Origin of the sequence: Gallaecimonas kandeliae (assembly GCF_030450055.1) — a bacterium.
Lineage (GTDB): Bacteria > Pseudomonadota > Gammaproteobacteria > Enterobacterales > Gallaecimonadaceae > Gallaecimonas > Gallaecimonas kandeliae.
Map to the genome: position 1 here is coordinate 1,589,422 of NZ_CP118480.1, position 19,096 is coordinate 1,608,517.

The following is a 19,096-nucleotide window of genomic DNA, read 5'->3' on the forward strand; positions in this document are numbered from 1 at the left end:
AAAAGGGGCAAAATTCAGTTGGCTTTTTGCTTCTTTGTCGCTAATTTTGGATAACTATATTTAGCCTTTTAACAGGGCGTTATGTGAAAGGAGAATCATGAGAATCGCAAGCGGCTTCACTGCCTTTATTACGCTCATAGCTACAGGATGTGCTATCGCCAATACATCCTCTGCGCCAGTAACATCAGAAAAACCGTCACTCACGGTATCGCAGGAAGAAACCTGGAACCTTATGATCGGTAAATGGTATGGGAGCCAACCGACCAAGGATGGGGGTAAGAAACAGGAGATAGTCGAAAGGTTTCCTCAAGGAACCTACAAGACCATTTTTCGTATTCACGACAAAGACGGAAAAATTAAAGAACAAACCGAAGCTGGACAGTGGGGGGTTTCGGGTCCAGTCTACTTCACCATATTTCGTGGTTTTGTTGAGGGTAATAAATTTTTTCCGTCGAACCCCGCAGAACCATATAATTATGATGCGTATAAAATAATTAAACTGGACAAAAAGGTATTTGAATACGAGAACTATAGCTCCGGGAATAAATATACAACAGAGAGAGTGTCCAATGATTTTCAGTTTCCGAATGAATAAATAACATAACAAGGTGCTCGTTCGGACGCAAACTTTTCTACGCTTCGTTTGCACCGTGTAACTGGTCGTTAGGTGATTTATGTGCTGGGCACTCTATCTTGCTTCAGACAAAGAACTTTACCGTGTGTTTTGGGACGAAGAAAACCCCTCATTCAACACCCAGGAATTGACCCCTGAAGAGGCGCCGGTGAAGGCGCAGTTCTCTCTGCCATACGTCATGTATCTTGGCTCTCATCAAGGTTGCAGCTGTGGCTTCATGTCCACAGAGAAAGATGGGCGCATTGAAAAAGAAGCCCGTGATAAAAGTATTCAAGAACTCTCGTCATACTTAGGTAACATTCTTACTGAGGGTGGCAAACTCCAAGTGTTTCTTTGTTGGGAGGGTGATCAGGGTGCACAGCAAGTGGCTTCAAAAGTGCTGTCACCAAAAGACTTCAATAACCGAATTTTTCCACTTGGGGAGAAGGAGTTTGCGAATGTCGTCACCTAACAAGGCGGTGTTGTTGCCTTTTGGACCTCACCCGCTTTAACGGACACGCCTCACTCACTGAGAGGAATACCCAATGAACAGTAAGGCCAGGAAAGTATCCCTGTATGTCGTCGCGGCTTTGGTCATCGGTGGCTTGGTTTTTTATGCCACAATGGAGGACTACCAAAAAGACAACATGTCAAGGTTTATCAGCCAGACATTTTCAAAGATATTCAAGTAAGGTGAGAGTGAATTGACGCTTTTTATGGTTTAGCCGAAACGTTTGGTGCTTTAGGTGGTTTTTAGCTCGGATGTGTGTCGCTTTGACCGTGCCGATTAAAATCTTGTGAAAATATCCGCGAGAAAGAAAGTGGCCGGCGTAGGACCTTTTATCGGGTTTGCGTTGGCTTTATTTTCCTTTCACCTGGACTCAAAGCGCTGTCCGTATGAATCATCTTCTTTATCGAGTCTTTTGAGGCCGCGTCCTATTCACCGGCTTCTTTTTCAGGTACCTTCTTTTAACAAAGATGCCTGCCCTCTGGGGGGGCCGTCAACGGCTAGAGGCGATGCCAGACAGCGCTATTTTGACCTCAAGCGGCATGGGTAAACCATTTCAAAAGGATTTCTTATCGTGAAGCGTATTATTCAGTCCTCTCTCTTCTCTGTGCTTTTTTTGCTTGCCGGATGTGCAGGCACAAGGATGCATGCGCAAGGCCCCTATACCGCTGATCCGACTGCAAGCATTTCCTATCAGGTGGAAGCGAGCGGGCAGATGCCTGAAAAGGCGCTGGGCATTTTCAAAGACCGCCTGAATGCCAAGCTTGGCGCCAGCGGCCAGCTGGCCGATGGCCAGCATCCGGCCCGCACCATCGACATCGTGATAACGCACTATTACATGCGCCCTGGTGCCGCCCGGGCCCTGGTTGGCGCCATGGCCGGCTCGGACAACATGCAAAGCACCGTCACCATCCATGATGGCAAGAAGGACACTGTCCTGGGTACCTTTACGGTTGAGTCCAAAAATCCCTCGGCCCTCTTTACATCCAGAGGTTTGATTGAAGATCATGCGGACCAGATAGTGCGCTACGTCACTACCGGCACCCAATAACGCTTATGCCAAAAACCCCCGATTTATTACCCGGGAGGAGCTTCGTCAGTCCGAGTGGTCCAAGGCGCTCATGAATGACTATTGGACCGAGGCCGGCGACTAGGCCTTTACCCGGCGACGCCTCCTGACCACTTTGGGGCGGCGCTGCCTGGCCTTGTTGCCCTTGATGTTGATTATGAAACTGAAGAGGTGAAAGCGAGAATGGGATCATCACCAATCGACAGCATGGCGATGCTGACGGCGATGGAAAATTTCGTCAATGGCTTTGAGCGGGACAATCTTTACAGCAATTTCGGACCTTTGGTCGGGCAGACGTTGCTTGATGATTTTGGCACCCAGCTTTGCAAGCTGGGCCCCGCCGACCAGCCCCTAAACTGTTTCTATCTTTTTATCACCAGGGTGAAGTTCATGCCGGGCAACCTCTATGCCCAGGTCAACGAGGTGTTTTCAAACTACTACCAGGGGGCGCTGGATTATCCGGGGTGACAGGTTTTTTTAGAGCGCCCCAGGCCCGGCATTGCTGTGGCCTGATGCCTGATGGCAACCCGAAACGGAGGTGGCATGTTTGATCACGTCAAATTCGGTGTCAGCGATCACGGTGCGGTCAAGGGCTTTTTTCTAAAGGCGCTGGCGCCCCTGGGCGTCGAGGCCGGGGCGGAGGGGTTCCGGCCTACGGCATGGAGCTGTGTGGCAGGGGCGATGCGTCGCTTTGCCTCTACCAGGCCACAGTACAACCGGCGCCGCTCCATGTCGCTTTCGTTGCCGAGACACGGGAGCAGGTGGACGCCTTGTACCGGGCCGCGCTGGCGGCGGGGGGCCGGGACAATGGCGCGCCCGGGCTCCGTCCCCACTACCACGCCAACTACTACGCCGCCTTCGTCGTTGGTCTGGACGGACGCAATCTCGAAGCGGTATGCCACCACAGCCGCTGACGGCGTCATGGCACCGGAACACCACTCGTCTCAGGGAGCCATCATGCATAAGAGTCGCTTGAGCAACATCATCATCGATTGCCAGACCGATGACATCGACGCCGCAGCCCGCTTTTGGGCGGCGGCCATAGGGCGGACGGCCGAAGCCGATGCGGATCCGGCCGAGCCCTACCGGCTGCTTGAAGGACCGCCCCAGGAGATGAAGATCCTGGTCCAGGCGGTGCGGCATGAAAGCCGGGTGCACCTGGATATCGAGACCGACGACGTCGAAGCGGAGGCATGCCGGCTAGAAAAGCTGGGGGCCAAGCGTGTCCAGAAGCTGAAGACCTGGTGGATCATGGAGGCGCCTACGGGCCAGCGGTTCTGCGTGGTGCGGCCCCAGCGGGCCGATTTCGAGGAAAACGCCAATGTCTGGCCGGACCCGGATGAGGCCTGACCGCGAACCCAAGGGACTGACAACGGCATGCCGATGGGTGCATGCGATTCTTTAGTACCAGACGGGGCCTTGGCCCCATCTTGACTGTCTTTGGGGGCTGCCTGGCTCCAGAGGCCACGAAATTCCACCGCGCCCGGATGGTCATGGCAGGCAGTCTTTAGCCACCGGCGCCACTTCGAATAAGGAGATCCCAGATGACATCGGCAAAGGTTATCGAATATGGCAATCCCATACTGCTGAATGAGGCCAAGCGGGTGCTGGCCGCCGCCGAAGAAGAGGCGGTGGCCAATGGCCTTGCGGTCATCATCGCCATCGTCGACAGCGCCGCCCAACTGGTTGCCCTGCACCGGCTGGACCATGCCCAGTTCGGCAGCATAGCGGTGGCGACAGCCAAGGCCGAGGCGGCCGTCAAGTTCAAGAGGCCCACCCAGGTTTTCGAGGGGGCCCTTTCGCAAGGGGGCGTCCACCTGCGGCTGTTGGCGATTGGGGATGCCACGCCCATAGCGGGCGGTATTCCACTGGTCCGGGACGGCAAGATCATAGGTGCCATAGGGGTGGCGGGCATGTTGCCGGAGCAGGATCTGCAAGTGGCGGCGGCCGGTGCGGCCGCCCTTTAAGCCGGGTGACGGAGCCGGCCTTAACAAGATTGAAGGAAAAGGAAGCTGTAATTGAGCAGGACCCAACAACTGGCAGAGCGGCTGCTGGCGTGGAACCGCCGGCACCTGGTGGCGACGGTGGCGATATCGGAGCAAGACATAGCGCAATGCTTTGCCGAGTCCTTCGTGGTGAAGGCCAATGGGCGGGAATACGAGGCCGACCGCGCCACCTACCTGACCTTTCTCAACGGCTTCAAGTCGACCATCGCCGCTATTGATTACCAGGTGCAGGAATACCTCTGTGACGAGGACAGGGTGGTCATAGTGATGGGGGCCAAGGTCCGCAGGCTGGCCGGTTACCTGGACGCCTTTGAAGCCATGCTGCTGCTGAAGTTTGATGACAGGGGGCTGATAACCCTTTGGCAGGAAGTGTACGTTCGTCGCTAATGCAGGGCAGCCCGGTCTTGGGCTGCATCAACACCAAGAGGGAAGGGAAAATGACGGAAAGAACAGGGCGTTGCCTTTGTGGGGCTGTGCATTTCAGGCTGGCCGCCGAGCCCCTGGCGGCCAGGGTATGCTGGTGTCGTGACTGCCAGCACATAGCGGCCAATGGTACTGTGAACCTGGTGGTTCCCGCGGAAAGCCTGGCCGTTTCAGGGACGCTTGCCGAGTACAGCAGCACGGCAGATAGCGGCAACACCATCACCCGCCAGTTTTGCCCAGGCTGCGGCTGCCACCTCTTTGCCCAGTCGTCGGCCCGGCCCCAGTTCAGGGTTGTCCGCGCCGGTAACCTGGACGAGCCCTCCTCCATCAAACCCGGCGCCAACATCTGGTCTGACAGTGCGCCCAGCTGGGCCTGCCTGGATCCGGCCCTGGAGCGCTTGAGCAGCCAGCCGGCGCCTCCCCAGCCGGTATCGGTAGAAGGCTGAGCCAAGAAGGGCGCCCCAGGGTGCCCTTTTTTTGGCTTTTTTTCGGCGGCTGTCGATCCCGGTGCTCCCCGTTCGACCAGCTGTAGTAGGCCATGGCGAAACGGCGCCCTGGCCCGGACGACAGGAGAGCCTCATGGCTTTGACAGTGGGAAAAGGGCGCAGTGTCGCCTCCAAACTGCCGCTGGTCGCAGCGGCACTTCTCTTTATTTTGGGGATAGCCCTGGCAAGGGCAGCACCGAGCCTGGAGCAATATCAGATGGAACAGAAACAACAGCCTGTCCGCACCGGCTACGCCCCCGTCAACGGCCTGCGGCTCTATTTCGAGATCCACGGCGCCGCCAGCTCAACCCAGCCGCCGCTGGTGCTGCTGCACGGCGGTGGCGACACCATCCAGACCTCCTTCGGCCAGCTGCTGCCGGCGTTGGCCCGGCAACGGCAGATGATCGCCTTCGAGCAGCAGGGCTATGGCCATACGGCGGACATCAAGGAGCGGCCCTTCAGCTTCGAACAGTCCACGGACGATACGGCGGCGCTGCTCGACTACCTGCACGTCGAGCAGGCCGATCTGCTGGGGTTCAGCAACGGCGGCACCATCGCCTTGCTGGTGGCGAGCCGGTATCCGCATCGGGTACGCAAGCTGGTGCTTCTTTCGGCGCTCCTCAGCCGTGACGGCGCCTACCCCTGGCTCTGGGAGGCGATGGACAACGCCAGGCTGGAGAACATGCCAAAGGAGCTGCAGCAGGCCTACCTGGCCGTGGCCCCCGAGCCCGGTAACCTGCGGCTGATGCACGACAAGGCGGCCCAGCGCGTGCGCGACTTCAAGGACATCCCGGCCGATACCGTCCGCGCCGTCAGGGCGCCGACCCTGGTGGTGATCGGCGACAGCGACGTGATCCGCCCCGAGCATGCCGTGGAGAGCTTCCGGCGCCTTCCCCAGGCACAACTGGCCATACTGCCCGGTACGAACCATATGCAGGTGACGAGCCACGGCGCCTTGGCGGCGATGGTGGCTGCCTTCCTCGACTCCCCCTTGGCGAAGTGATCCCGGCCTGGCCCATGCTTGGCTTTGGGGCCAGCCGGGAGCGCCGGCGGGCTCAGCGATAAGGAGCGCATGGGATGAAGAGCAGACAGGGCAGGGCGGTGGTGGCCGTCATCATCAATGAGGGCCGGGTATTGGCGATCAAGCGCGCCGGCCAGGTGCCGGGGGCGGGGTATTGGACGCCCCCGGCGGGCAAGCTGGAGCCCGGGGAAACGCAGGCCGAGGCCCTGGTGAGGGAAGTGCGGGAGGAGCTGGGCCTTGTTGTGCAACCGCTGCGCGAAGTCTGGCAATGTGTGGCGGACGGCGCCGACTATGAGCTCCACTGGTGGCTGGCTGAAGCTGTGGGAGGCAAGTTGCGACCGGCCGCTGCCGAGGTGGCCGAGGCCCGCTGGGTGACGCCCGAAGCCTTCGGGCAATTGGCGCCGACTTTTCCCAAAGGGCGCTTCTTCTTCGAGGCGATATTGCCGGCGCTACCTGAGTGGCAGGGCCTGTACGGCGGCAAAGCGTGTTAATTTATAAGGAGTCAGTCTTGCCTCGGTGTCGCCAGCAGCATGATCAAGCTACTCACGCCCGCACAGGTGGTGCTCAGGATCACCGCCATCATCGCCTCGGTGGAACTGACCATCATGTTGGTCTTGGGCCTGGTTCCTCACAAGCTGGGGATCTACCTGGAGGCGGCGCTCGATGTCACCTGGCTGGCGCTGCTGTCCAGCCCCCTTATCTACCTCTGGGTGATCCGGCCCTTCGTGCAGGCCCGTGACGAGGCGCTGGCCAAGGTAAGCCACCTGGCCCATGTCGACCCCCTGACCCAATTGGCGAACCGGCGCCTGCTGGCCAAATGCCTGGAGCGGGATATGGCCAGCAGCGCCGGCCACAGCCTGCACAAGGCGCTGCTGCTCATCGACCTTGACGACTTCAAGCCCATCAACGACGACCATGGCCACGACGCCGGTGATGCCGTGCTGGTGGCGGTAGCCCAGCGATTGCTGGCCTCTGTCCGCAGTGAAGACGTGGTCAGCCGCCTGGGGGGCGACGAGTTCGTGGTCTTCATGCAGTGCTCGGACACGGACCGGCAGCGGGCCCAGGACAAGGCACGGCTGGTGGCGATCAAGCTCATCGCCGCCATCCAAGAGCCCCTGACCTTCAACGGCAAGGCCCTGGTGGTGGGGGCCAGCATCGGTATCCGGCTGCTGGGCCTCGAGCGGCTGGATCCCGAGACCCTCATCCGCGATGCCGACCTTGCCATGTACAAGGCCAAGCAGGCCGGCCGGGGCTGTGTGGCCGTATTCAACGACTAAAAAAGGCGCCCTCTGGCCCCTTCTTGTTTTCAGCGTTAAACCACCTCCTATGGAGGTGGTGATCATCAAGTCGGGGCTATGCCCGTAGAGAGCCGTCGCTAGACACCATGTAACTTTTTCTCTCTGTCTCGTAAGAAGACGAAGTTGTCTTTTAACCGAGGTAATACGAGGGCTCCAGCTGAGAGAGGCAGGGTCTGGCAAGACCTGTTGATGAGTGCAGCAGCAATCAAAGTCCTAGAAGATCTCATAAATACGAAAGCCCCCTTCTAGGGGGCCTTTTTGCAAAGCCACCTTCTAAGAAGGTGGTTTTTTACTTTAGTAAGTAGCAGTGCTGGCTGATCAGCACTCGATGATGTTGACGGCAAGCCCGCCCCGGGCCGTTTCCTTGTACTTGGCCTTCATGTCCTTGCCGGTGTCGAACATGGTCTTGATGACCTTGTCCAGGCTGACCTTGTGCTCGCCGCTGCCGCGCAGGGCCAGGCGGGCGGCGTTGATGGCCTTGACGGCGCCCATGGCGTTGCGCTCTATGCAGGGCACCTGCACCAGGCCGCCGACAGGGTCACAGGTCAGGCCCAGGTTGTGTTCCATGCCTATTTCGGCGGCGTTCTCCACCAGGCCGGCGTTGGCGCCGAGGATCTCGGCAAGGGCCCCGGCGGCCATGGAGCAGGCCACGCCTACCTCACCCTGGCAGCCTACTTCGGCGCCGCTGATAGAGGCGTTCTTCTTGTAGAGGCTGCCGATGGCGGCGGCGGTAAGCAGGTAACGGGTGGCGATTTCGCGGTCCACCTTCTGGATGAACTTGTCGTAGTAGGCCAGCACGGCCGGGATGATGCCGGCGGCGCCGTTGGTGGGGGCCGTCACTACCCGGCCGCCGGCGGCGTTTTCCTCGTTCACCGCCAGGGCGAAGAGGTTGACCCAGTCGACGGTGTTGAGGGGGTCGACATTGCGGTCACCCTCGGCCACCAGCTTGCGGTAGAGGCCAGGGGCGCGGCGCTTGACCTTGAGACCGCCGGGCAGAATGCCTTCTGTCTTGCAGCCGCGGTCGATACAGGCCTTCATCACTTCCCAGATGCTCCAGAGGCCGTCTTCCACTTCGGATTTGGAGCGCAGCGCCAGTTCGTTCTGCATCACCAGGCTGGAGATGGACAGGCCATGCTCCTTGCACTTGGCCATCAGCTGGTCGCAGGAATCGAAGGGGTAGGGCTCGCGGGTGGCGTCGGCCGCCACTATGGCCGCTTCCTTCTCGGCGTCGAAGTCCTCGTCGGCGACGATGAAGCCGCCGCCGATGCTGTAGTAGATCTTGCTGAGCAGCTCTTCCTCACCCTTGAAGGCCACCAGCTTCATGGCATTGGAGTGCTTCTTGAGGGTCTTGCGGTGGTGGAAGACGATGGCGCCCTTCTTGGGGAAGGCCACCTCGTGTTTGCCCAGCAGGCTCAGCTTCTCTTCCTTCTCGGTGGCGGCGAGGATGGCGGGGATGCTGTCCACGTCGACGCTGTCCGGATCTTCACCCCAGAGGCCCAGGATCACCGCCTTGCCGGTGCCGTGGCCTATGCCGGTCTGGCCCAGGGAGCCGTAGAGCTCCACCTGCACTTCGGTGGCGCCGTCCAGCAGGCCTTGTTCTTCCAGGATCTCCGTGAACTTCTTGGCCGCCTTCATGGGGCCGACGGTGTGGGAAGAAGAGGGGCCTATGCCCACCTTGAACATGTCGAATACGGAGATCATGGCAAAAAACCTGCTGGGTCCTTGATTTGGGGGCTGAGTGTGAACCTGTACGTCAATTTTGACAAGGCAACCCAGCTTACCAAAACGTCAACTTTTGTCTCATCGGAGGTGCAGGGCCAGATCCTGGAAGATGGCGGCGGTGGCGCCCCAGATCAGCCAGCCGTTCCAGGGCAGGAAATAGACGTCGTGGCTCTGGCCAAGGCGGGGAATGGTCAGCACCTGGTAGGCGTTGAGATCCAGCACCACCGACAGAGGCACCTCGAAGACGGCGTCCACTTCCTCCGTGCTGAGCTGCCAGGGGAAATCGGCCGGCGCCAGGCCGACGACGGGGGTGATGCGGTAGCGGGAGACGGTGTGGTAGGGGTTGAGCCGGCCGAGGGGCTGCACCTCGGACGGTGGCAGCCCCACTTCCTCCCAGGCCTCGCGCAGGGCGGCGGCGGCGTGGTCGGGGTCGGTGGCATCCACCCTGCCGCCGGGCAGGGCCACCTGGCCGCCGTGGTGGCGCAAGGTGCTGGTGCGGCGGGTCAGGAGGATGCTGGGCTCTGGCTTGTCCAACACCGCGATCAGCACCGCCGCTTCGCGGGGCGTGGCCAGCTGCAGGCCTGGGGCCCTGGGCTCCAGGGGGCGCAGCAGGAAGTCGGTGGTGAAACTTCTTCTCATAGCAGCGGCAGGATGCGGGACACCTTGGCCAGAGTCTCCTGGTACTCGGCTTCCTCATCGGAGTCGGCCACCAGGCCGCCGCCGGCCCAGCAGTAGAGCTTGCCTTGCCAGGCCACCAAAGTGCGGATGGTGATGGAGCTGTCCATGCGCCCGGCGGCGTCGAGGTAGCCGACGGAGCCGCAATAGAAGCTGCGCCGCTGGGGCTCCAGCTCCTCGATGATCGCCATGGCCCGCACCTTGGGGGCGCCTGTGATGGAGCCGCCGGGGAAGGCGGCGGCCAGGAGATCGACGGCCGTCTTGCTGCCTGCCAGCTCACAGGTGACGGTGGACACCAGGTGGTGCACGGCCGGGAAGGATTCTATCTCGAACAGCGCCGGCACCTTGACCGAGCCCGGCGCCGCCACCCGGCCGAGGTCGTTGCGCAGCAGATCCACGATCATCACGTTCTCGGCCCTGTCCTTGGGGCTGTGGCGCAGGCGCTCGGCGTTGGCCGCGTCTTTTGCCGGATCCGGGTCACGGGGCATTGTGCCCTTGATGGGCTTGGTCTCCACGGCCCTGCCATCGACCTTCAAGAAGCGCTCGGGGGAGATGGACAGCAGGGCGCCGTCTTCCAGGCGCAGGAAGGCGGAGAAGGGGGCGGCGTTCTGGCCGCGCAGCTTGAGATAAGCCTGCCATTCGTCACCCTCATAGGGCGCGGCAAAGCGCTGGGCCAGGTTAATCTGGTAACAGTCCCCGCTCTGGATGTAGGCCTGGACCTGCTGGAATTTCTCGCCGTACTGCTCGCGGCTCATGTTGGACTGCCAGGGGCCGGTGAGGTGAAAGTCCGGCAGCGCCTCGGCATGCTGGCGCTCCAGCCAGGCCAGGCGCTCATAGGGGTCGTCCAGGCTCACCAGATAGCTCTCACCCTTGTCGTGGTCGGAAAGGACGGCCCAGTCGTAGAAGCCCACCGCCATGTCGGGCAGGGCGATGTCGTGTTCGGCGAGGCGGGGCAGCTTTTCCAGGGTCCGGCCGAGGTCGTAGGCGAAGGCGCCGATGGCGCCGGTGGCGAAGGGTAGCTCCGTCTCGACCTTGGGCCAGTCCGCCACCATGGCCTGCAGGGCAGCCAGGGGCGATATGCCTGGCTGCGGTTCGCCGTCTTTGAACACCTTTTCACCGCTGGCGGTGAGCCGGTGGCGCGGCTCGGCGCTGAAGAGGCTCAGGCCGCTGTGGGGATGGGCAGGGGCGGCGGAGTCCAGCAGTACCGCCCAGGGCCTGGCGCTCAGGGGGGCGAAGCGGGCGGCGAGGGCGTCTCTGTCCAGATAGGGCAGGGCCAGGCTTTTGAGTTCCATCAGGCTTGGTTTCCGTGGCCGGGGCTTAGTATCATTAGCGGCACATTATACCGATAAGGACGCCAGTCCAGGTGAGCAAATGACCGTGATCCGTAAAGAAGACTTTATCGAGAGCGTCGAAAGCGCCCTCCAGTACATTTCCTACTACCATCCCCTGGACTTTGTCCAGGCCATGAAGGAAGCCTACGACCGCGAAGAGTCCAAGGCCGCCAAGGACGCCATAGCCCAGATCCTGATCAACTCCCGCATGGCCGCCGAAGGCCACCGCCCCCTGTGCCAGGACACCGGCATCGTCACCTGCTTCGTCAAAATAGGCATGCAGGTGCAGTGGGACTCCGACCTGACGGTCCAGGAGATGGTGGACGAAGGGGTGCGCCGCGCCTACATGAACCCGGACAACCCGCTGCGCGCCAGCATCGTCGCTGACCCGGCCGGCGCCCGCAAGAACACCAAGGACAACGCCCCGGCCGTGGTGCACATCGACATGGTGCCCGGCCACCACGTGGAAGTGGCCATCGCCGCCAAGGGCGGCGGCTCCGAGAACAAGTCCAAGATGGCCATGCTCAACCCCTCCGACGACATCACTGAGTGGGTGCTCAAGACCCTGCCCACCATGGGCGCCGGCTGGTGCCCCCCGGGCATGCTCGGTATCGGTATCGGCGGCACCGCCGAGAAAGCCGCCGTGCTGGCCAAGGAATCCCTGATGGATCCGGTGGACATCCATGAGCTGAAAGCCCGTGGCGCCGAAACCACCGAAGAAAAGCTGCGCCTGGAGATCTTCGAGAAGGCCAACCAGCTGGGCATCGGCGCCCAGGGCCTCGGCGGCCTCACCACTGTGCTGGACATCAAGATCAAGTCCGCCCCCACCCATGCGGCCTCCAAGCCGGTGGTGATGATCCCCAACTGCGCCGCCACCCGCCACGTGCACTTCCACCTGGATGGCAATGGCCCGGCCGAACTGACCCCGCCCAAGCTGTCTGACTGGCCTGAAGTCACCTGGGAAGTGGGCCAGAACGTGCGCCGCGTCAACCTCGACACCGTCACCAAGGAAGAGGTAGCCAGCTGGAAGATGGGTGAGACAGTACTGCTGTCCGGCAAGATGCTGACCGGCCGCGACGCCGCCCACAAGCGCATCCAGGAGATGCTCAAAAACGGCGAAGAGTTGCCGGTGGACTTCAAGAACCGCTTCATCTACTACGTCGGCCCAGTCGACGCTGTGCGCGACGAAGTGGTTGGGCCGGCCGGTCCCACCACCTCCACCCGCATGGACAAGTTCACCGACATGATGCTGGAGCAGACCGGCCTCATCGGCATGATCGGCAAGGCCGAGCGCGGCCCGGCCGCCGTGGAGTCCATCCGCAACCACCAGGCCGTCTACCTGATGGCCGTGGGCGGCGCCGCCTACCTGGTGGCCAAGGCCATCAAGAAGGCCGAGGTCAAGGGCTTTGCCGACCTGGGTATGGAAGCCATCTACGAGTTCGAGGTGGAAGACATGCCGGTGACGGTGGCCGTGGATAGCCTGGGCAACAACGCCCACGACCAGGGCCCGGCCGAATGGAAAGTGCGCATCCAGGAAGCCGCCAAGGCCTAAGCACTTTGGGAAAAAGGGTCAGCCGCTTGCCTGGCCCTTTTTGTTTATTGAAGGGAGATAAGAATGAAAAAACGCATCTGGGCATTGAGCGCCCTGGCCCTGAGTGGGCAGGCCCTGGCCAAGCCCCTGACCATCGACGACGTCATCAATATGAACAAGGTCCATGACGCCGTCATCAGCCCCGACGGCCAGGCCATGGTCTACGGCCTCAAGAAGGACGGCGAGTCCGACCTCTACTGGCAGGATCTCAACAGCGGCACCACCCGCCAGCTCACCAGCGCCAAGGGCACAGAGAGCGACGTCACCTTCAGCAGCGACGGCAAGGCCATTTTCTTCCTGGCCGACCGTGGCAACGGCAGCCAGGTCTTTGAATTGGACCTCACCGGCGGCGAAGCCCGCTCCGTCACCAGCCTGCCCCTGGACGTGCAGGGCTACAAGCTGAGCCCCAAGGGCGACAAGCTGGTGGTGGAACTGTCCGTCTGGCCGGGCTGCGACAACCTCAAATGCACCCAGGACAAGATGGCCGAGCTCAAGGCCAAGAAGTCCACCGACATGACCTTCGACAAGCTGTTCGTGCGTCACTGGGACACCTGGGACAACCATTTCGTCAACCATTTGTTCCTGGCCGAGGTCAAAGACGGCAAGGCCGGTGACGTCAAGGACATCATGCAGGGCCTGGATACCGACAGCCCCGCCAAGCCCTTCTCCGGCATGGAAGAAGTGAGCTTCAACAACGACGGCAGCCAACTGGTGTATTCCGCCAAGGCGCCGGGCAAGGACCATTCCTGGTCCACCAATTTCGACCTCTACGCCTACGATGTCGCCAGCGGCCAGACCACGGATCTGACCGGCGACAACAAGGCCTGGGACGCCCAGCCCGCCTTCAGCAGCGATGGCCGCTACATGGCCTGGCTGGCCATGTCCACCCCCGGCTACGAGTCCGACCGCTACCGCATCATGCTCAAAGATCTGCGCACCAACCAGGTCCGTGAGCTGGCCCCCCAGTGGGACCGCAGTGCCGACTCCATCCGCTTCGCCTCCGACGCCAAGACCCTGCTGGTCACGGCCCAGGACACAGGCCAGCACGGCCTCTACGCCTTCAACGTCGATTTCGGCGACATGAAGGTGCTGAGCCGTGACGGCACCGTCGGCTCCGTCAGCGAAGGGGCAGGGCGGGTACTCTTCTCCCGTGACGCCCTCAACGCCCCCAGCGACCTCTACGTGGTGGACAAGGACGGTTTCGGCCTCAAGCAGCTCACCCACGCCAACGAAGCCAAGCTCAAGGATCTCGACATGGGCGACTTCGCCCAGTTCAGCTTTCCCGGCTGGAACAACGAGACCGTCTACGGCTACTGGATCAAGCCGGTGGGCTATCAGGAAGGTAAAAAATACCCCGTCGCCTTCCTCATCCACGGTGGCCCCCAGGGCAGCTTCTCCAACCATTGGCACGGCCGCTGGAATGCCGAACTCTGGGCCGCCGCCGGCTATGCCGTGGTGATGGTGGACTTCCACGGCTCCACCGGTTACGGCCAGGCCTTCACCGACGCCATCACCGGCCACTATGGCGACAGGCCTTTCGAGGATCTGCAAAAGGGCCTGGACTTCATCGCCAAGCAGGAGCCCTGGATCGACGCCGACAACGCCTGCGCCCTCGGCGGCAGCTACGGCGGCTACATGATCAACTGGATCGCCGGCAACTGGCCCTCCAAGTTCAAGTGCCTGGTGGACCACGACGGCCTCTTCGACCTCAAGTCCATGTACTACACCACCGAGGAACTCTGGTTCCCCGAGCACGACATGCAGGGCACCCCCTGGGACAACGGCGAGATGTATGACCGCTGGAACCCGGCCAACTTCGTCAAGAACTGGAAGACCCCCATGCTGGTGATCCACGGCGAGAAGGACTTCAGGGTACCCATCGGCCAGGGTCTGGGCAGCTTCACAGCCCTGCAGCGCCAAGGCATCGATTCGCGCCTGGTGGTCTTCCCCAACGAGAACCACTGGGTGCTGCACCCCGAGAACCAGAAGGTCTGGTACAAGGAAGTGCTGGCCTGGATGGCCAAGCACACCCAGGCCGAGGCCGCGGCCCCTGCCGGCAAGTGACAACCCGTCTCGTGACTCGAAAAAGGCGCCTTTAGGCGCCTTTTTTATGACGCCGAAAGAAACGAGGCAAAGCTGGCCACTTTCCCCTGCCGCCCTTTTGCGGCATGCTCTGCCTCTGTCCGGGCGGGATCTCTGTTGTCCGCATCAAAGGTGGTTATGGCATCGGTAAAAAAAGGGCTGAAACTGGTGGCGCTCTTGGAGGCGTCCAAGGGTTTGATCGCACTGCTGGTCTGTTTCGGCCTGCATAAGCTGGTCGGACACAACCTCCAGCATTTCCTCGAGATGGCTGCCGGCCAGCTGCATTTGAACCCCGCCAACCACCTGGTCCATAAGGCCTTTGACGAAGCGGCCATGGTCACCCCCTCCAACCTGCAGTGGGTGCTGGCCGGCTGCGGCCTCTATGCCGGCGTGCGCTTAGTCGAGGCCTACGGCCTCTGGCATGCCCTGGTCTGGACCGAGTGGTTCGCCCTTATCAGCGGCGGCCTCTACCTGCCTTTCGAACTCTATGAACTGGTGACTAAGGCCAACCTGCTCAGTGCCGCCGTCCTGGCTATAAACCTGGCCGTGGTCTGGTACATGTACAGGGTGATCCGGGCCAAGGACTGAGCCGGCCTCGGGCGGCTATGGGTCATTTGCCCTTCCACCTGAATGACTTGGCCGCCTTCATCTTTTCCGCGGTTAAAGATCAACTTTCCATGAACCCTGCTGTTGCCCTGGTCATCGAGACTATCCCCAAGCGGGGTTACAGGCTTGTCGCCCCCGTACAGGTGATGGAGGCACAGGGGCGCCAGGGTGATGAGGCCCTATCGGCATCCCTTAGCCTTTTACTAAAGGTCCTGCAACGGCTGTGGCGTTGGCTGGGAACAACGCCCCCCGCGATGGGGAGGCGTTGACGACTTTAGAGGTCCGACAGCTTGGCGCCGAAGTTGATGTGGAAGGGCATGCCGTCGAGGACCAGGGCCGGAACCGACCTGACTCCTGCTGCTTCGGCCTCGGCGATCCTGGCCCTGTCACTGCCCAGATGCACCACCTCCAGATGGTAACGGGAACTGTCTATGGCTTTGGCCAAGCTGTCTTCCGCAGCGACGCAGACAGGGCATCCGGCATGGTAAAAAATGGCTTTGGTGTTCATCCTTTCTCTCCAGTATTGGTATCTTCGTTGGTGTGCGCACCCCGCCAAGCTAGCGTCATAGGCGGGCCCCAAAAAGCGGGTACAATTTGGTGGGGTAGGCACTTTTTGGTGTAACTTGTCGAAAGCTAAGGAGAAAAAAATTAACAACGACCGTAAGCTCGAAGACGTCGTGGGTTGCAAGTGGTCTGTTTCAGTGCTGCTGGCCATCAATGAAGGTGTCATCAGGCCAGGTGAACTGGAGCGCCATATCGCCGGTATTTCCGCCAAAGTGCTCTCGGAGCGGCTGAAGAAGCTGACCCATTACGGCCTGTTGCAGAAACAGATCTTTGCCGAGGTGCCGCCGCGCACCCAGTATGCCTTGACGCCGTCAGGTCGGCAGTTGGTCGACATCATTGGGCAGATCCAGCGGCTCGGCAGTGAACTTGCCGATGGCGTCGGCCGTTGTTGACCCCTCGGAGTCGTGGCGGGCCGCTTGCGGCGCCCTATTCCGATGCATTAGGCTCTGCTGGATATGTATTTGCCGATTACGGCGACATGGACGAAGGGACCTCCTGGGCAAGGTGTGGGGAACTGCACTACGGCAAGGAGGGGGAAGTCGGGGTACAAGCCCAAGCCCATTACCTTCGAAGAAGCGCCGAACAACCCGCACCTAAGATGAAACCGGGCAGGGAACGAGGATAGATCAGTGGAAGATTTTGGTACTGTGTTGGCCCATTGGGCCGGTTTCTATACGGTGTTGTCCCAGGTCAGTGCCACCTTCGCCGGACTCCTGTTTGTCAGCCTGTCCCTGCGCTATGCCCTGCTCAACCAGGAAGGCTTCGGGGCCGTCAAGCGGCTGGCCCGCCACACCTTCAAGGCCTTCCTGTTCCTGGTGATCTTCTCCCTGATCTTGCTGATCCCGGAAGCGGGAGCCCTGGGCGTGGCCGTGCCGCTGCTGGCGGTGGCCCTCTATGCCCTGGGCACCACGGCCAGGATCTGGGTGGAAGACGCCAAGGAGGAGGGTGCCGACCAGGTGCGGGTGCGCGGCGCCCGCAAGATCTACCTGCTCTCCCTGCTCACCTACGTGATGTTCATGGTGGTAGCCCTGCTGCTGCTCTTGGGGGAGACCCGCGCCCTCTACCTGGTGGTGGGGCTGGTGATCTGGAACCTGGCGCTGGTCACGGCCAGCTCCTGGGATCTGCTGGTGGAACTGAAAAACCGGGAAAAAGCCGACCTCGGCTGAGGTCCCAATGCCTGGCGGCCAAAGGGCCGACCAAGGAAGGAGGATAAGCATGGGTATCTTGAAATGCCTCACAGGCAAGGGCTCTGTACTGGGCCTGGTGCTGCTGCTGTTGAGCGGCTGCGCCACCCAACTGGCCCCCCTGTACGACAAGGCGCTGATGGACGGTCTGACGGCGGTCAACAGCAGCGCCATGGAGCTGCTGGCCAGCGCCGAAGGGGGCACCGACAAGGCCGGCTTCGGCACCCGGGAGCCCGGCTACAACCAGCTGATCGGGCGCTTCGACGCCTTGTCCTTGCAGTCGGCGGCCAGGCCGGTGCCGAGCAATGACGTACTGGCCGATGTGCGCAAGATTGCCGGGGACAAAACAGGTCAGGCCCCCGCCATTCCCAGTGCCACCGCCCTTAACAAGCTGGCCAGGACCTTCGCCATGATGCGCGATACCGACAAGGCCCAGGGCTTGACCCCCTTGGAGGTGAAGGCCTTCCGGGGCCAGGTGGTGATCTACCTGGACCAGGCCCTGACCTACGAAGCCGCCCTCAAACGCTAACCCAGGGAGAGACCCATGGCCGCCATCGACATCAACCAGCTGCTGACCAGCATCAAGACCGCCACCAACCAGGTGTTGAACCAGGATATCGCCACCATCAAGGGCTTTTCCGACCGCCAACTCAAAGACATAGGCCAGCAGGCCATCACAGTGGCAGAAGGCATCACCACCGGCCAGATAACGGAAGCCACCCGCGACTTTTTCTTGAACAGTCTCAAGGACATGGTCAAGAACTTCCTCGCCACCCTGGAAGGGTTGGTGGTGGTGACCATCGAAAAGCTCTGGAACGCCATGGTGGGGGCCATCTGGGGTGCCATCAACGGCGCCATCAGCGCCGCCACCGGCCTGGTCTTGCCACTGCCGACCCAGGCCTGAACCCCTCTTCGCCGGTGGCTTGCCGGCACCAATGGCATAAGGACAGTCAACGTGAACAAACCCCTTTCCGCCCTGCTGTGCGCCCTGGCCCTGTCGCCCCTGGCCGGCCAGGCCAAGTCCGAATATCACACCGTCGCCAGTTTCAAAGAGATGCAGCAGTGGGTGGCCAAGGCCAAGGATCCCGCCGCTACGCTGGTGGTGATGGACGATGACGACACCCTGACCATGATGAGCTGCCCCAACCAGGACGACCTTGAGACCTGCCAGTACCTGGGCGGCCCGGCTTGGTTCTCCTGGCAGCAGGACCAGCTCAATGCCATGGCCCAGCCCAGGGTCGCCAACAGCTTCAATGATCTGCTGACGGTCTCGGCGCTGCTGCTGGCGACCAACGACATGCCCTACACGGACCCGGCCATCCCGACCGTGCTGGGCGATCTCAGCGGCAAAGGGGTGCGGCTGCTGGTAGAAACGGCCCGCGGCGACAGCAATCTATCCGCCACCGAGCACCAGTTCTCGGCGCTGCCGGCTGGCAAGTCCCAGACCCTGCTGGGGCTGGTCAGCGGCCATAGCCTGACCTTCAACGGCCTTGCCAGCCTGGCCGGCCCCTACCAGCCCTGCACCAGCGGCACCAGGCCCATCAGCTACCGCCAGGGCGTCATGTACCTGGCCGGCCAGAACAAGGGCACAGTGCTGAAATGCATGCTGGACAGCTACAACGGCCAGGCCGGGGCTGCGCCCATCAAGCAGGTGGTGTTCATCGACGACACCAACCAGAACGTCAAGGACGTGGAAGCGGCCTTTGAGGACAGCAAGGACTACGCCGTGGTGGCCCTCCATTACACCCGCCTCGAGGCCCACAAGGCGGCCCTGACCCAGGGCAAGATGGCCGCCGCCTACCAGAAGAAAGCCACCGAGCGCTGGGAAGCGCTGTTGCAGGCCCTCAAGGCGCAGCAGCAAAACCCGGCGCTGCCCTGATCGTCGCCCCCATCCTGGCGGCCAAGGGCAGGGACCCTA

The 19,096-nt window shown here is 61.4% G+C and carries 23 protein-coding genes and 1 pseudogene; 20 read left to right on the top strand and 4 right to left on the bottom strand.

The features are described from left to right. Positions 1-97: 97 nt before the first annotated feature. From PVT67_RS07685 to PVT67_RS07740, 12 genes and pseudogenes are all read left to right on the top strand, one after another. The gene (locus tag PVT67_RS07685) at positions 98-595 is read left to right on the top strand and encodes a hypothetical protein (protein WP_301499317.1); all 498 of its coding nucleotides are present in this window, start codon (positions 98-100) and stop codon (positions 593-595) included. Positions 596-674: 79 nt separating this feature from the next. Further along, complete coding sequence (locus PVT67_RS07690) at positions 675-1,085, top strand: hypothetical protein (RefSeq protein ID WP_301499318.1); 411 nt, start codon at positions 675-677, stop codon at positions 1,083-1,085. A 610-nt stretch (positions 1,086-1,695) separates the two neighbouring features. Further along, the gene (locus PVT67_RS07695) at positions 1,696-2,172 is read left to right on the top strand and encodes a DUF4410 domain-containing protein (protein WP_301499319.1); all 477 of its coding nucleotides are present in this window, start codon (positions 1,696-1,698) and stop codon (positions 2,170-2,172) included. Positions 2,173-2,397: 225 nt separating this feature from the next. After that, a complete protein-coding gene (locus PVT67_RS07700) occupies positions 2,398-2,658 on the top strand; it encodes a hypothetical protein (protein ID WP_301499320.1) in 261 nt (86 codons plus the stop codon). Positions 2,659-2,733: 75 nt separating this feature from the next. Then, a pseudogene (locus PVT67_RS07705) lies at positions 2,734-3,104 on the top strand (VOC family protein). Between the two features lie 43 nt (positions 3,105-3,147). Further along, entirely contained in the window at positions 3,148-3,540 is a 393-nt protein-coding gene (locus PVT67_RS07710; protein ID WP_301499321.1) for a VOC family protein, read from the top strand. Between the two features lie 194 nt (positions 3,541-3,734). Next, the gene (locus PVT67_RS07715) at positions 3,735-4,157 is read left to right on the top strand and encodes a GlcG/HbpS family heme-binding protein (RefSeq protein WP_301499322.1); all 423 of its coding nucleotides are present in this window, start codon (positions 3,735-3,737) and stop codon (positions 4,155-4,157) included. 51 nt (positions 4,158-4,208) lie between these two features. Beyond that, positions 4,209-4,583 carry a hypothetical protein gene (locus PVT67_RS07720; protein WP_301499323.1) on the top strand — a complete coding sequence of 125 codons (375 nt, stop codon included), beginning with the start codon at positions 4,209-4,211 and terminating at the stop codon, positions 4,581-4,583. A 50-nt stretch (positions 4,584-4,633) separates the two neighbouring features. Further along, the gene (locus PVT67_RS07725; protein WP_301499324.1) at positions 4,634-5,065 is read left to right on the top strand and encodes a GFA family protein; all 432 of its coding nucleotides are present in this window, start codon (positions 4,634-4,636) and stop codon (positions 5,063-5,065) included. A gap of 133 nt (positions 5,066-5,198) precedes the next feature. Then, the gene (locus PVT67_RS07730) at positions 5,199-6,107 is read left to right on the top strand and encodes an alpha/beta fold hydrolase (protein WP_301499325.1); all 909 of its coding nucleotides are present in this window, start codon (positions 5,199-5,201) and stop codon (positions 6,105-6,107) included. A gap of 74 nt (positions 6,108-6,181) precedes the next feature. Beyond that, positions 6,182-6,616, top strand: coding sequence for an NUDIX hydrolase (locus tag PVT67_RS07735; RefSeq protein WP_301499326.1), 435 nt, complete (start codon positions 6,182-6,184; stop codon positions 6,614-6,616). A gap of 39 nt (positions 6,617-6,655) precedes the next feature. Next, positions 6,656-7,402, top strand: a complete 747-nt coding sequence (locus tag PVT67_RS07740; protein ID WP_301499327.1) for a GGDEF domain-containing protein — start codon at positions 6,656-6,658, stop codon at positions 7,400-7,402. 339 nt (positions 7,403-7,741) lie between these two features. Here PVT67_RS07740 and PVT67_RS07745 read toward each other — a convergent pair whose 3' ends face one another. The 3 genes from PVT67_RS07745 to pabB all read right to left on the bottom strand — a co-directional run bounded on the left by PVT67_RS07745 (position 7,742) and on the right by pabB (position 11,115). Beyond that, positions 7,742-9,124 carry an L-serine ammonia-lyase gene (locus PVT67_RS07745; protein WP_301499328.1) on the bottom strand — a complete coding sequence of 461 codons (1,383 nt, stop codon included), beginning with the start codon at positions 9,122-9,124 and terminating at the stop codon, positions 7,742-7,744. A 99-nt stretch (positions 9,125-9,223) separates the two neighbouring features. Beyond that, positions 9,224-9,784: a CoA pyrophosphatase gene (locus PVT67_RS07750; protein ID WP_301499329.1), complete on the bottom strand. Its 561-nt coding sequence runs from the start codon at positions 9,782-9,784 to the stop codon at positions 9,224-9,226. After that, a complete protein-coding gene (pabB, locus tag PVT67_RS07755) occupies positions 9,781-11,115 on the bottom strand; it encodes an aminodeoxychorismate synthase component I (protein WP_419181034.1) in 1,335 nt (444 codons plus the stop codon). The genes PVT67_RS07750 and pabB overlap by 4 nt, the downstream gene beginning before the upstream one ends. 76 nt (positions 11,116-11,191) lie before the next feature. Here pabB and PVT67_RS07760 point away from each other — a divergent pair, with 76 nt between their 5' ends. The 3 genes from PVT67_RS07760 (at position 11,192) to PVT67_RS07770 (ending at position 15,412) form a co-directional block, all read left to right on the top strand. After that, on the top strand, positions 11,192-12,703 hold the full coding sequence (locus PVT67_RS07760) for a fumarate hydratase (RefSeq protein ID WP_301499331.1): 1,512 nt from the start codon (positions 11,192-11,194) through the stop codon (positions 12,701-12,703). A 63-nt stretch (positions 12,704-12,766) separates the two neighbouring features. Continuing rightward, positions 12,767-14,806 (top strand): dipeptidyl-peptidase 5, encoded by a 2,040-nt coding sequence (locus PVT67_RS07765; protein WP_301499332.1) that lies wholly within the window; start codon positions 12,767-12,769, stop codon positions 14,804-14,806. Between the two features lie 156 nt (positions 14,807-14,962). Continuing rightward, positions 14,963-15,412, top strand: coding sequence for a DUF2127 domain-containing protein (locus PVT67_RS07770; RefSeq protein ID WP_301499333.1), 450 nt, complete (start codon positions 14,963-14,965; stop codon positions 15,410-15,412). Positions 15,413-15,704: 292 nt separating this feature from the next. Here the strand turns inward: PVT67_RS07770 and PVT67_RS07775 are convergent, their stop codons facing one another. Beyond that, positions 15,705-15,938 (bottom strand): thioredoxin family protein, encoded by a 234-nt coding sequence (locus PVT67_RS07775; protein ID WP_301499334.1) that lies wholly within the window; start codon positions 15,936-15,938, stop codon positions 15,705-15,707. A gap of 115 nt (positions 15,939-16,053) precedes the next feature. On the opposite strand from PVT67_RS07775, the gene PVT67_RS07780 reads away from it, so the two are divergent. The 5 genes from PVT67_RS07780 to PVT67_RS07800 all read left to right on the top strand — a co-directional run bounded on the left by PVT67_RS07780 (position 16,054) and on the right by PVT67_RS07800 (position 19,057). Continuing rightward, positions 16,054-16,386 carry a winged helix-turn-helix transcriptional regulator gene (locus PVT67_RS07780; protein WP_301499335.1) on the top strand — a complete coding sequence of 111 codons (333 nt, stop codon included), beginning with the start codon at positions 16,054-16,056 and terminating at the stop codon, positions 16,384-16,386. 237 nt (positions 16,387-16,623) lie between these two features. Beyond that, the gene (locus PVT67_RS07785; RefSeq protein ID WP_301499336.1) at positions 16,624-17,160 is read left to right on the top strand and encodes a hypothetical protein; all 537 of its coding nucleotides are present in this window, start codon (positions 16,624-16,626) and stop codon (positions 17,158-17,160) included. Positions 17,161-17,209: 49 nt separating this feature from the next. Continuing rightward, positions 17,210-17,707: a hypothetical protein gene (locus PVT67_RS07790; protein ID WP_301499337.1), complete on the top strand. Its 498-nt coding sequence runs from the start codon at positions 17,210-17,212 to the stop codon at positions 17,705-17,707. Between the two features lie 15 nt (positions 17,708-17,722). After that, complete coding sequence (locus PVT67_RS07795) at positions 17,723-18,082, top strand: hypothetical protein (RefSeq protein ID WP_301499338.1); 360 nt, start codon at positions 17,723-17,725, stop codon at positions 18,080-18,082. Between the two features lie 51 nt (positions 18,083-18,133). Continuing rightward, complete coding sequence (locus PVT67_RS07800) at positions 18,134-19,057, top strand: DUF2608 domain-containing protein (RefSeq protein ID WP_301499339.1); 924 nt, start codon at positions 18,134-18,136, stop codon at positions 19,055-19,057. Positions 19,058-19,096: the final 39 nt, after the last annotated feature.

Bases quoted from the DNA above. Each gene is read 5' to 3' on its own strand.
- PVT67_RS07685 (WP_301499317.1), top strand. From the start codon at position 98: ATGAGAATCGCAAGCGGCTTCACTGCCTTTATTACGCTCATAGCTACA.
- PVT67_RS07690 (WP_301499318.1), top strand. From the start codon at position 675: ATGTGCTGGGCACTCTATCTTGCTTCAGACAAAGAACTTTACCGTGTG.
- PVT67_RS07700 (WP_301499320.1), top strand. From the start codon at position 2,398: ATGGCGATGCTGACGGCGATGGAAAATTTCGTCAATGGCTTTGAGCGG.
- PVT67_RS07710 (WP_301499321.1), top strand. From the start codon at position 3,148: ATGCATAAGAGTCGCTTGAGCAACATCATCATCGATTGCCAGACCGAT.
- PVT67_RS07715 (WP_301499322.1), top strand. From the start codon at position 3,735: ATGACATCGGCAAAGGTTATCGAATATGGCAATCCCATACTGCTGAAT.
- PVT67_RS07725 (WP_301499324.1), top strand. From the start codon at position 4,634: ATGACGGAAAGAACAGGGCGTTGCCTTTGTGGGGCTGTGCATTTCAGG.
- PVT67_RS07730 (WP_301499325.1), top strand. From the start codon at position 5,199: ATGGCTTTGACAGTGGGAAAAGGGCGCAGTGTCGCCTCCAAACTGCCG.
- PVT67_RS07735 (WP_301499326.1), top strand. From the start codon at position 6,182: ATGAAGAGCAGACAGGGCAGGGCGGTGGTGGCCGTCATCATCAATGAG.
- PVT67_RS07740 (WP_301499327.1), top strand. From the start codon at position 6,656: ATGATCAAGCTACTCACGCCCGCACAGGTGGTGCTCAGGATCACCGCC.
- PVT67_RS07745 (WP_301499328.1), bottom strand. From the start codon at position 9,124: ATGATCTCCGTATTCGACATGTTCAAGGTGGGCATAGGCCCCTCTTCT.
- PVT67_RS07750 (WP_301499329.1), bottom strand. From the start codon at position 9,784: ATGAGAAGAAGTTTCACCACCGACTTCCTGCTGCGCCCCCTGGAGCCC.
- PVT67_RS07760 (WP_301499331.1), top strand. From the start codon at position 11,192: ATGACCGTGATCCGTAAAGAAGACTTTATCGAGAGCGTCGAAAGCGCC.
- PVT67_RS07765 (WP_301499332.1), top strand. From the start codon at position 12,767: ATGAAAAAACGCATCTGGGCATTGAGCGCCCTGGCCCTGAGTGGGCAG.
- PVT67_RS07770 (WP_301499333.1), top strand. From the start codon at position 14,963: ATGGCATCGGTAAAAAAAGGGCTGAAACTGGTGGCGCTCTTGGAGGCG.
- PVT67_RS07775 (WP_301499334.1), bottom strand. From the start codon at position 15,938: ATGAACACCAAAGCCATTTTTTACCATGCCGGATGCCCTGTCTGCGTC.
- PVT67_RS07790 (WP_301499337.1), top strand. From the start codon at position 17,210: ATGGGTATCTTGAAATGCCTCACAGGCAAGGGCTCTGTACTGGGCCTG.
- PVT67_RS07795 (WP_301499338.1), top strand. From the start codon at position 17,723: ATGGCCGCCATCGACATCAACCAGCTGCTGACCAGCATCAAGACCGCC.